Origin of the sequence: Pseudanabaena sp. UWO310 (genome assembly GCF_006861605.1) — a bacterium.
Classification (GTDB): Bacteria; Cyanobacteriota; Cyanobacteriia; order Pseudanabaenales; family Pseudanabaenaceae; genus Pseudanabaena.
In genome coordinates this window covers 1-11,456 of record NZ_SELU01000101.1, presented here as the reverse complement: position 1 = coordinate 11,456, position 11,456 = coordinate 1, and the positions used below count along the sequence as shown (strand labels likewise).

The following is an 11,456-nucleotide window of genomic DNA, read 5'->3' as shown; positions in this document are numbered from 1 at the left end:
CTATTAGCGCATCACTATTTGAAGTATTAAGATAGTGATATTTTTGTTAGTAAAGCTCAAAACACTGACTGTATAAGGATTTATTTTCTAAATACTTTTTTCAGTAAAATAAGAGCGGAATGTGGGCTATAGGTTGAGCAGTTACGCTTAGCATTTGCTGCATTCGTCCATAGCTTATCCCGTGACTGTACCTCATCGTTGTCACTAGCGCTGCGATTCGATCTCTTTGTCAATTTCCCTGCGTTGAGCAATTACTTACCATCTTTGATTTCTGGCTTCAATCCCCTCATGAAGTCTTCGTAAGTATAGGATGGGTGAAACTGCACTAAATCCACATAACCATTTCGATCCGATGTTAAATATTTAGCAAATTTCTGAGCAATAAATGTTTTTCCAGTACCAGTAGATCCAGCAAGAATAATCTGCTTTTTCCGTTTAATTGTCTTTTCGTACCTATCTAGCTCTTCTGGAGTAATCGAAGTATCTTCTAAAAACAGTTTAGCTGTGTAAGTAGCAATACTATCAATGATAGGTTGGGGAGTAGTATCTAATTCATCTGATTCTATGTAAGAATCATCACCTAAACCTTCTAGATCAATATCATCTATTTCTTCTAGATCATCGAATTCTGCTCCTAAATTAGAAGATGTTAGATCTAACTTTTTAGGGGTATTACGCTTCTTTTCCTTTCTATCTTTCGTATCTTGAGTATGCATTTCTTTTGCCTTTTTCTTCCTGCTATCTTCATCAAGGTTTATAAATTCGTCAAGGCTGAATTTGGATGTTGAAGACCATCGTCCCCTAGCAGGATTTTCAATTAATCCGTAGTTTTCCAAATATGTTATGTTCTAGCCCAGTCTGCTCTGTATTGAGCTTCACTTTTATCTTCAACATAATATACAGTTCCGTCTTTATTCTTTCTCTTGCTAAGATGTTGTATAGTTAAAACTTCTTTAGATAAGTTCATTAAGGTCTTGACCTTATCAAAAATTTCACTATTTGTGCCAGCCCCCCCTAACTCTACTAAAGCCTCAAGTGTTGGAAATATATATTCAGTATGCTGGGGGACTTCTATCTGACTCATACTTTACGAATGATTACCTTAATCAATAAGAATTTAATGCGATTTGACGATTTTACATCACTATTTCTCTAAACTAGCGGAATTAAGGTCAAATTTTGTCATAAAAATTGCATTTTATGACTTCTCAGACTTTGCTAAGACTAAAAACTTGTTTTAGCTCATTCAAAATTTTAGATAAAACTATTTGTGAGTTAACATAACCGTTGTACTGCCCAAAATCAATGCTGACAAACCTAGATTCAGTATTGATTGGCAAATAGGTGATCGCATATTTGCCTTAAAAGTGATGCTACTAGCGATCGCCACAATCTAAAAAGACTAAAGTTTTATCAACAATTACTCATCATCCCCAGAAATGGAAGATAAAATAGTCAAAATTTCGACAGAGATAATGTCATCGCGATCGCTCTTTGAATAGATAGTTAACAGAAGTACATTAGTAGGTGACTCCACCTCATAAATCAACCAATAACCTGCTCTCTTTCCCTTTTGGATATTTCTGTTTTTTATCCTGACCTTGATAACGATATCTCAGATCTTGCACCATTCTTGAAAGTGTTAAGTGGGAATGGATTTAAGAATAAACCTGTTGGCAAATAAAAGCAAAGCACAGATTAGGTTTTAATCTTTCTATCTATTTTCAAGCAGAATCTAAACAGAAGTTCCATAAGCCAACCGCATTCAACATAAGACAGTCATCAAAATCAGGTACACGATTGCGATAAACGACGGTACGTCCATCTTGAAGATGACAATTGTTGCGTACACCAACAACAGTGCGTCAAAAGTGCGTCAAGATTTGGCACGGACAGCATTGAAAAACTTCACCGTACTAAACTCAGTATCAACAAGCACAATCACAGTCATGCATTGGGTTGGTTGCTTGGGGACTGTCCTCAACAACTTACAAGCTAAGTCAGTGAGATTGGTGTATCCCTTACCACACTATACCCTAAATTGGCATCTAACATAGAAGGCTATACACTAGCTTTACAACCTGAAAATAAGACAATCGCCTGCTCAACATCACCTTGCCAGAGAAAATCTTCTACCTTGGCTAGACGACGCAAAGAACCACCAACAGCATAAAGATGTTCTTTCAAATGAAACCAGTCCAATATTTCAAACCTCTGCGGTGATGGCGCTATGGCGGCGAATAAATTCCAGATCCCATCATGTCCATCGCCTAGACAAGAGAATATTTCCGCTAATGGTTGTTTTTGTACCCCTATTTGGACAATCAAAACAAGAATGGCTGGGGACATTTCTTAAATTACCGAACGGGATACCCTGTGATGACACATTTGCAAGAGTGTTTGCGAGATTGAACCCGCAACAAATGCAAAATAGCTTCATCAGTTGGGTGAAATCAGTGAGTCAAGTAATGAAAGGAGAGGTGGTAGCCATAGACGGCAAAACCTTGAGACACTCCTACGACCGAGGAGGAGACAAAGGCGCAATCCATATGGTGAGTGCATGGGCAAGTGCCAATCGATTGGTATTAGGGCAGAGCAAAGTCGATGATAAATCCAACGAAATCACGGCGATTCCAGAGCTTTTAAAGATTTTAGAAATTAATGGCTGTATTGTCACAATTGACGCAATGGGATGCCAAAAAGAAATAGCCAGCCAAATCGTGCAACAAGGAGCCGATTATGTTTTAGCGCTCAAAGGTAATCAGGGAAGTCTATTTGAGGATGTACAGTGGCTATTTGAGCAAGCTATAACCACTAATTTTGTGGACGTAGACCATGACTTTTGCCAGTCCATAGATAAAGGACATGGGCGCTTAGAAATTCGACGTTGTTGGACTTTATCTAACTTGGATTACCTGACCCAACTGCCTTTATGGACTGGTTTACAGACTATTGCCCTAGTACAAAGTGAGCGCAGAATCAATGGTAAAGTCACCACTGAGAATCGCTACTACATTTCTAGCTTGCCCTGTAATGCTTTTCTCATTGCTAATGCGGTTCGTACCCATTGGTCGATTGAAAATTCATTGCATTGGGTTTTGGATGTCTCTTTTCACGAAGATGCTTCCCGTATTCGCAAAGATCATTCTCCTGAAAATATGGCTGTCTTGCGACACTTTGCTCTTAATCTCTTAAGTCGCGATAAGTCTTCTAAGTTCAGTATGCGGGCGAAACGTAATAAGGCGGCTTGGGATCTGGCTTATCTAAACCATCTCCTTTCCCTTTGATTTTTTATGCGGTTGCCCTGGTTGTCGGTGTGTCTTGGCATGAGGCTAGGGCTTTCTGTGTGAAGCTATCGCAGCAAACGGGACGGGAGGCAAGACTGCCCACTGAGGCGGAATGGGAATATGCTTGTCGCGCTGGCACGACTACGCCCTTTGCCTTTGGTAATACAGTTACGACCGATCAAGTTAACTATGATGGTAACTATCCTTATGGCGATGCCCCAAAGGGCAAATATCGAGAAGTAACAGTAAACGTGGATAGCTTTCAGCCGAACGCATGGGGCATTTATCAAATGCATGGCAATGTCTGGGAATGGTGTTTAGATGAGTGGCACGATAGCTATGCCGATAAACCAGAAAATCTCAAGAAACAGGGAAATCTAGCATGGGGTGATCTCAATGCAGGTGATAATGATGATCGTTATCGCCTGCTGCGCGGCGGTTCTTGGGACAGCGGTGCGTGGGACTGTCGTGCTGCCTTTCGCGGCGGGGAAAACGCGCGTGTTCAGGATGACTGCTTTGGCTTTCGGATTCTTATCGCTTCTTCTTCGTGAGGACTTCGTTTATCCTTTACTCTTTTTCCCTCTTGCCCTCTGTATTCCCCATTTCGCCTGTGGTTGAACGTACTTTTGCTTGGTTTTCTCGCTTTCGACGTTTGACAAGAGAGTACGAACTGTTACCTGAAACTTCTGAGGCTTTTTTCTATGTCGGCATGATTCACATTCTCCTCAAACGTCTCGCTTAACTTCTCAAACACGCTCTTATTTATTAGTCAGGCTTTGCGTTACATATCAACTTTTACAGGAACTGTCTCTGGATTAGGAATATTGCGAACTGCATGAGGCAAGGATTGTACGGAATTTCGAGTACGTTTTGCGATCGCATCTACATCATCCAACGACCTCAACAACTCACCATTGTGCATAATGCATTCTAGCAAAGGTATCTCGTTAGAATTAGGAAGTTCAGAAATATGGGTGAGGCGATCGCCAATTACTACTCCATTCTCAAAACTGCGCCAGATCTGTTTGCGACCCGCGATCGATTGTTTCCCGCTTGACTTTTTAGAAACAGGAATATTATCAATTTCCACAAGTTTATAAACTCCATTTACGGGCGCACCTGTCACTAGTTTTGTGCCGATGCCATAGCCATCAATGGGCGCTCCTAACGTCTTGAGTCGAAGAATCTCGGCTTCGTCTATGTCGCCGCTCGCAAATATTGCAGCATCGGGAAGTAGCGCTTTTACTTCCTTAGAAACTGTAGCAATGTCTCCTGAATCAATGCGAATCCCTTTTACTTGCATCTCGCCAGATTTGACTTTTGCGGCAAGATTGCGTGCGGCGGCGATCGTGTCGAAGGTATCGATTAGAAGAGGACTATGGGGGAAAACTTGATGGAAAGCACTAAAGGCTTGGGCTTCACTACCTTCTGTCGCACTCAATGCCATCACTAACGCATGAGCCATCGTGCCGCTCGGTTGTCTACCAAGTTTGAGCGCTGCCAAAACATTAGAAGTAGCATCCATGCCTGCGGCGAGTGCTGCTCTTGCCGCCCAGAGCGAGGCTTGAGGGCTGAAGGCGCGTCTCGTGCCAAATTCTAAGAGGGTAATGCGATCGCCTGCTACATCGCGCATTCTGGCGGCTTTAGTGGCAATCAAGGTTTGATAGTTGATCGTGTTTAAGAGATAGGTCTCGACCAGTTGCGCTTGCCAGAGGGGAGCTTCAATTCTTAAAAAAGGTTCGTTCGCAAAGATTGCCGTTCCTTCTGGTACGGCCCATAGATCCCCTTCAAAGCGGAAGTTAGCTAACAACTCCCAAAAGCGGCGATCGGCGTTAGCGAAAATTCCTGTAGATTGCAAGGCAGCTATTTGCGCGGCGGTGAAATGAAGATTTTGCAAATATTCCACCGCTTGGGCGATTCCCATCGCAATTAAGTAGCCAAATCCTTGGGGAAGACGACGCACGAATAGTTCAAAACTAGCCCTCTTGCGATCGCATCCCTCCCGCACGTAGCAAGCACCCATCGTCAATTGATAAAGATCGGTAAGCAGCCCATATTCATCCGTTGCAATATTCAACGTATCGGACTTTAGGCTCACAGCAGGGTTCACGGTTATAGCGCTCATGACTTGAGTGGGGATAGAGGCTTATCCTCTTATTATAGTAGATTTTACCAAAATTGCAAGCATTTTTTATTTGAATAAATTTAAATCAACCAGCTTTTTGTTAAGGCTGCAAGCTCAAAAAAGTTATTTATAGTAACGTAAGGTTTACTTACTTGGGACATAAAGCCCTAAAGATGAGTAGCAGCGCAAAGTCCTGCTCCTCATCTTTAGGGTTTTGATTTATCTTAGCTATCTCTTACGTTGCGATAGATTACAAAAACCCCAATTCAGATATTGGGAAGCATCAACAACTTATAGTAAAAGCAACATTAAATATGGATTTGTTTAAGCAATAAGTACTTGTGCAAAATATAGCTGTCGCCAAGTCTAATAGGACATAAACCCCAAGAATTGATTGGCGGCGCTTCGCGCCGCCAATCAATTCTTGGGGTTTGATTTGTCCTAAGTCAAGTGACTGTAGCTATAAAAAGGAAGATTGAGTGTGAACTTCCCATTTCCTTTCTTCATAAACTAATAGAGTTAATTCCTTTGCCTCAAATTCAAAATTAATTTGCCGATCGCCAAATTCTGCCCAAGCAAGATCGAAATTTTCAGGAGTTAAGTCCCGAAAGGCAACGGTCATATGGGGTACAAAGGGTCTGGGAGCATAGGGATCGACAATCCCAAGATTTTGGGAAAGGGTAGCAGCAAGATCTCCATAGAGCTGCAACAAAGTGGGGCTAGGTACAACATGAATATAAATCACCCGAGGCGGAAAAGCCGCGAACCCCGATAGGTTAATGGCAAAAGGCGATCGCGTTTTGGCAAATTTTTCTAGTTCGATTTGTAATGGCTCTAAGCGATCGCGAGCTAATTCAAAGGGGGGAATGAGGGTGATATGGGGAGGAGCTTTGAGCGCAGCTTGAGAATGATAGCGATCGCCAAAATAGTTCTGAATTTGGATCGCTTCCGTTTGAATTTCTCTAGGCGGCAACAAGGCAATAAAAAATCTTTGGTGCATACTTCGGCTTAGATTAGTAATTTGGGTAATGATCTAAGTAGCTGAAGAGCGTACCGCCCGCTACGCGGGCGGTACCGCTCTCTGGTACTGCTTAGGCAGTGATTCAGAGCAGTGAATATAGCAACTGGAAGATCAGACGCAAGGCTGCCATCACAGCGATCGCTGCAAAACCAGCTACTCCACAATATTGGGCAATTTCAATCCAACTTGGTAAGCTCTGAAACAGAGATTTCATCAAGAATTGACCGCCCCATACGGCGGCAAAGCTCAAGAGGTTTACGAATACAAAGAGATCCTTATTATCCAAAATGGAACTGGTTCTCAGGAAAATAATGCTGATTAACACGATCGCCAAAACAATTAGATTGGCAGGAGTACCCACTGCGGCAATTCCCACCGTCGAGCTTACTTGCCATAACAGCATCGCTTCTACACCGAGCAAAAAAGCAGCCGTAAACTGAATAGGGATCGGAGCCGCCAGCAACCAAGGAGTTTTTGATGATCGCGCCGCAGGTTTGGGAATTGGCGGTGTGAAATTGGGCAGAGGTGCAGGCGGTGGCACTTGAATACTCGTCTGATACGTTGGCTTGACTGGAGATGCTGAATTTTGAGGTTGAATATTTTGAGGTTGAATATTTTGAGGTTGAATATTTTGAGGTTGAATATTAGGATTATTAAGGGCTTGAAGCACCTCTGGGGCTGAAGCACAGCGATCGTTAGGAGCAGCCTCCAACATCTTTTGCAAAACTCGATTAAAGTTAGGACTGAGCTGCACAAAGCGATCCCACTGCCACTTGTTATTGTTCACATCAAATAATTCTTCGGGCTCTTGCCCCGTCAGCAAGAAGAGACAAGTTACCGCTAAAGCATAGAGATCGGTCGCAGGAAATACCCTATCGCCACGCATCTGTTCAGGTGCGCCATAGCCAGGGGTGAAAATACCCGTGGATTTTTGCCCTTGAGCCGCGCCTGCCACCTGCTTGACCGCGCCAAAATCCAGTAAAAAATAAGTCTGATCGGACTTGCGTACCATGATATTCGCAGGTTTGATATCCCGATGAATCGAGCCCTTTTCATGAATAAATGTCAAAACGGTCAGAAGACTTTGCAGAATCTCTAAAACATCCGCCTCGGCGATCGCCCCATGCTGGGTAACAATTTGCTCTAGAGTAAAGCCATCGACAAATTCCTGAACCAAAAAGAAAAATCCATCCTGCCCCGCCTGCACTTCAAAATAGGCAAGCAAATCGGGGATCTGGGGATGTGTCCCTAAATCCTCTAAGACTGTTGCCTCGCGTTCAAACATTTGCTTGGCAATTACCATCTGGGAACTATTCAAACCGACTGGTTGCAGGAGCTTCACCACGCAACGTTTCATCGCAGGCGTATAGCGATCGCGCGCCAAGAAGGTCGCACCAAAGCCCCCTTGAGCGATCGGTTTTTCGACGATATAGCGACCGCCGAGCAGCAAAGGCATCCCACAGGTCGTACAGAATTTTTGAGCGATCGTTTTTATCGTATTGCCGCTATCAAGATCGGCAAAAGAATTTAAAGGGCTTGGGCAATTCGGGCGCGTGCAGTAAATATCCACTGGCTCATCATTAAGTTAGAGATTGACAGATCTTTTGGGCAATCGAGACTTGACACAGACTATCTCAGAAAGATCACAAGTAAACATTTTTGGCATACTGTATTAGAGTCTACCTAAGTTTCTCCCTCCTGCACCCATGAGTTCCAACTTTTTGCATCATCTCAACCCTGCCCAACAAAAAGCAGCAAGCCATCTGCATGGTCCAATGCTGGTAGTCGCAGGGGCAGGCTCAGGGAAAACAAGGACATTGACCTACCGCATCGCCAATTTAATGCTCAATCATAATGTCGCCCCCGAACAAATCCTAGCAGTGACCTTTACGAATAAGGCTGGCAAAGAAATGAACGAGCGAATTCAATCTTTGTTAACGCAAGAGGTCGCGCAAAGAGAATATGGAAAATCCTTAAGCGAAATTAGCGATTGGGAACAGGATAAGCTCCGTAAGAAAGTTTATAAACAATATATCAATAGCTTTGCTCAAGATGGGCTTTGGATGGGAACGTTCCATAGTATGTGCTGTCGCATCTTGCGCCTTGATATTGATAAGTACAAAGATAGCAATGGTAGAAGCTGGGCAAAGAACTTTTCCATTTTTGACGATTCTGACGCTCAGTCCTTAGTCAAAGATATCGTCATCAATCAATTAAATTTAGACGAGAAAAAATTTGAGCCAAGGTCGGTACGTTTTGCGATCGGTAATGCCAAAAACAAGGGCTGGACTCCAGAGGAATATGAAAAACAAAGCGATGATTCATCTTTTCGCAAACGAGCGATCGCCCAAGTTTACAGTCTCTATCAAAATCAACTAGCTACCAATAATGCCCTCGATTTTGACGATTTAATCTTCTTACCAGTGCGCCTATTTCAGCAAAATCCTGAAGTTCTTAAATATTGGCACGATCGCTTTCAGCATATTCTCGTTGATGAATATCAAGATACTAATCGCACCCAATACGATCTCATTCGGTTACTAGCGACGAATAATGCCAGCCAAAGCTGGGAAAATCGTTCCATTTTTGTGGTGGGCGATGCCGATCAATCAATTTACAGTTTTCGTTCAGCAGACTTCACTATTTTAATGGAGTTTCAAGAAGCCTTTGGCGATCGCTTACCCGATGCCCATACCAAAACGATGATCAAACTGGAAGAGAACTATCGTTCCGTCGCCAATATTCTCGAACTTGCGAACCAACTGATCGACCATAACTCCCAACGGATTGACAAAATTCTGAAGGCAACTAGACCCGATGGCGACCTGATCGAATTATTTCGCGCCGAGGATGAGGTGGATGAATCGCAGTTCGTCATCGAGCAGATTCGTCGAGTTAAGACCAAGACTCCGAGCGCTAATCTCGGACATTTTGCGATTCTCTACCGCACTAATGCCCAGTCTCGTCCCTTTGAGGAAATGCTGGTGCGGTGGAATATCCCTTATAAGGTAGTCGGAGGACTGCGCTTTTATGATCGCAAAGAGATCAAAGATGTTCTGTCCTACTTGCGTTTACTCTCCAATCCCTCCGACACCCTCGGATTGATGCGAATTATCAATGTCCCCAAGCGCAGCATCGGCAAAGCAACCCTCGATAAGCTCCAACAAGCCGCTCAAGAACTCGGCGTGCCGATCTGGGAAATTATCAGCGATGAAACTACGGTCAAAACTCTGGCGGGGCGATCGGCGCGAGGAGTTCTCTCCTTTGTCGAACTAATGCAAAAATGGCAAGCGAAAGTTGCCGTGACACCTGCCGCCGATATCATTCAGGGAATTCTTGCCGAATCGGGCTATGTCGATGAATTGAAAGCACAAAGTAATGACGAAGCCAACGATCGCATTGCCAACTTACAAGAACTTTATAATGCGGCTGTCCAATTTGCCGAAGAGAATGAAGATGCTTCCCTCGACGCATTCTTAGCGAATGCCGCCCTTGCTTCTAGCCTTGATGATAACAAAGAGAATGCGGAGAAAGTCACGCTCATGACCCTCCATGCTGCCAAGGGTTTAGAATTTCCCGTGGTATTTCTAGTTGGTTTAGAGCAAGGGCTGTTCCCTAGCTTCCGTTCTATTAACGATCCCATGGCTCTGGAAGAAGAACGTCGTCTCATGTATGTGGGCATTACTCGCGCCCAAGAAAAACTCTTCCTCAGTCACGCTCAAGCCCGTCGTCTCTACGGTAACCGTGAATATGCGATTCCTTCCCAATTCCTAGCCGAGTTACCCAAGGAATATCTCACAGGGCATGGCATCGATAAATTTATCAGTAAGGCAAGTCAACGCGCCGAAGCTACCAGTGTTAAAGGTTCGCTGCGTTCGATGCCCCCCACCAAGGTAAATGCCGTCAAACCCAAACCTCGCATTGATTGGCAAGTAGGCGATCGCGTCATGCACGATAAATTTGGCGAAGGTCAAGTCTCAAACTTGCTAGGCACTGGTGACAAGATGTACTTAGCGGTAGCCTTTGCGGGTCAAGGCAAAAAAATTATCGATCCCAAAATTGCCCCAATTCAGAAAATATAGGTATGGTATAGCCCGTAATACCAATTCACGAAAGTGTGGCAACACTTTTGTGAATTAAAAACTAAACCGGAGTTTAGACTAAGGTGATTGAGCTAAGCAGGAAAAGAGCAGGAAAAAGTAACTCAGAGAATAAAGAACTGAGCAAACCTAAGAGAATAAAAACGAGAATATTGAGGGTTAGGAATTAAGGTTGTCTTTGTTGACCTTTTCTAGGACGGGAAGCGCGTTTTTTGATGACAGGAAAGCGAGGAAAAGGAGAACGCTTACGCCCAGACTTCCAACCAAGGGACTTACCACGAGGTTTAGGAGAACAGGCTGGAGAGCCAATCCTAACTAAAAGTGCGGCAAAGCCCTGAGCGACTCGACCAAAGGAGAGATTGGTTTGAGGTTTCTGCCAAGGTAAAGGACTATCAATAACCAGTTGACGGGCTAGCCATAACTGCCAAGACAATAGTTGCCTCAGGTCGCTCCAACGCAAAGCCTGTTGAGGAGTCAACAAATGAGGCAGAGTCCAGTGTAAACGTTGTTTGGCAAAGCGATTCCAATGGTCGATCGCAAAACGACGTAAGTACAAACGCCAAATCTGGACTAAAGATGGCATCTGTTCGCCCACCCAAGCTAACCACAAACCAGAGCAATGGGGATGGGTGACACGAATAACTTGGAAAGGTCGTTGGGACGCTTGCTTAAAGTGTAAGTTAGACCATTGCTGGATTTGCACCTGTCCGACTGTCTCATCTTCTAAGCTAAAAGTTGCCGATGGGTCTCCCCAACTATCAGCATTGGCAAGTTGAAATTTATCCCCATGCTTGCGGGCAGGGCTGTTTCAAGAATGGGTAATAGAGAGATTAAAAGAGTAAAGATGACATGGCAGGTATATTGTGAGATATTTGGTCGATAGCAGACTTTATCGACTCAAACCCATGCATTCTAAATATAGA

8 protein-coding genes and 3 pseudogenes are annotated in these 11,456 nt (G+C 43.8%); 4 read left to right on the top strand and 7 right to left on the bottom strand.

Going from position 1 to position 11,456, the window contains the following annotated elements:
- Positions 1-251: 251 nt before the first annotated feature.
- The 3 genes and pseudogenes from PseudUWO310_RS21905 to PseudUWO310_RS23155 form a co-directional block, all read right to left on the bottom strand.
- Complete coding sequence (locus PseudUWO310_RS21905) at positions 252-836, bottom strand: AAA family ATPase (protein WP_143190474.1); 585 nt, start codon at positions 834-836, stop codon at positions 252-254.
- Positions 837-841: 5 nt separating this feature from the next.
- On the bottom strand, positions 842-1,084 hold the full coding sequence (locus tag PseudUWO310_RS21900) for a hypothetical protein (RefSeq protein ID WP_143190473.1): 243 nt from the start codon (positions 1,082-1,084) through the stop codon (positions 842-844).
- A gap of 1,001 nt (positions 1,085-2,085) precedes the next feature.
- A pseudogene (locus tag PseudUWO310_RS23155) lies at positions 2,086-2,310 on the bottom strand (ISKra4 family transposase); the annotation flags it as partial.
- Between PseudUWO310_RS23155 and PseudUWO310_RS21890 the strand changes: the two are divergent.
- From PseudUWO310_RS21890 to PseudUWO310_RS23150, 3 genes and pseudogenes are all read left to right on the top strand, one after another.
- The gene (locus PseudUWO310_RS21890) at positions 2,223-3,287 is read left to right on the top strand and encodes an ISAs1 family transposase (RefSeq protein WP_143190472.1); all 1,065 of its coding nucleotides are present in this window, start codon (positions 2,223-2,225) and stop codon (positions 3,285-3,287) included. The pseudogene PseudUWO310_RS23155 and the gene PseudUWO310_RS21890 sit on opposite strands and share 88 nt — an antisense overlap.
- Before the next feature lie 29 nt (positions 3,288-3,316).
- Entirely contained in the window at positions 3,317-3,838 is a 522-nt protein-coding gene (locus PseudUWO310_RS21885) for a formylglycine-generating enzyme family protein (RefSeq protein ID WP_223805805.1), read from the top strand.
- 41 nt (positions 3,839-3,879) lie between these two features.
- Positions 3,880-4,029: pseudogene (locus tag PseudUWO310_RS23150) on the top strand (IS5/IS1182 family transposase); the annotation flags it as partial.
- A 39-nt stretch (positions 4,030-4,068) separates the two neighbouring features.
- Here the strand turns inward: PseudUWO310_RS23150 and PseudUWO310_RS21875 are convergent.
- From PseudUWO310_RS21875 to PseudUWO310_RS21865, 3 genes are all read right to left on the bottom strand, one after another.
- Positions 4,069-5,412: a nicotinate phosphoribosyltransferase gene (locus tag PseudUWO310_RS21875; RefSeq protein ID WP_143190469.1), complete on the bottom strand. Its 1,344-nt coding sequence runs from the start codon at positions 5,410-5,412 to the stop codon at positions 4,069-4,071.
- 460 nt (positions 5,413-5,872) lie between these two features.
- On the bottom strand, positions 5,873-6,412 hold the full coding sequence (locus PseudUWO310_RS21870; RefSeq protein WP_143190468.1) for a 2'-5' RNA ligase family protein: 540 nt from the start codon (positions 6,410-6,412) through the stop codon (positions 5,873-5,875).
- Positions 6,413-6,515: 103 nt separating this feature from the next.
- A complete protein-coding gene (locus PseudUWO310_RS21865; RefSeq protein ID WP_143190467.1) occupies positions 6,516-8,003 on the bottom strand; it encodes a protein kinase domain-containing protein in 1,488 nt (495 codons plus the stop codon).
- Positions 8,004-8,139: 136 nt separating this feature from the next.
- Between PseudUWO310_RS21865 and pcrA the strand changes: the two genes are divergently transcribed.
- Positions 8,140-10,515, top strand: coding sequence for a DNA helicase PcrA (pcrA, locus tag PseudUWO310_RS21860; protein WP_143190466.1), 2,376 nt, complete (start codon positions 8,140-8,142; stop codon positions 10,513-10,515).
- Between the two features lie 177 nt (positions 10,516-10,692).
- On the opposite strand, the pseudogene PseudUWO310_RS21855 reads toward pcrA, so the two are convergent.
- A pseudogene (locus PseudUWO310_RS21855) lies at positions 10,693-11,329 on the bottom strand (transposase); the annotation flags it as partial.
- Positions 11,330-11,456 lie beyond the last annotated feature (127 nt).

Bases quoted from the DNA above. Each gene is read 5' to 3' on its own strand.
- PseudUWO310_RS21900 (WP_143190473.1), bottom strand. From the start codon at position 1,084: ATGAGTCAGATAGAAGTCCCCCAGCATACTGAATATATATTTCCAACA.
- PseudUWO310_RS21890 (WP_143190472.1), top strand. From the start codon at position 2,223: ATGGCGCTATGGCGGCGAATAAATTCCAGATCCCATCATGTCCATCGC.
- PseudUWO310_RS21875 (WP_143190469.1), bottom strand. From the start codon at position 5,412: ATGAGCGCTATAACCGTGAACCCTGCTGTGAGCCTAAAGTCCGATACG.
- PseudUWO310_RS21870 (WP_143190468.1), bottom strand. From the start codon at position 6,412: ATGCACCAAAGATTTTTTATTGCCTTGTTGCCGCCTAGAGAAATTCAA.
- pcrA (WP_143190466.1), top strand. From the start codon at position 8,140: ATGAGTTCCAACTTTTTGCATCATCTCAACCCTGCCCAACAAAAAGCA.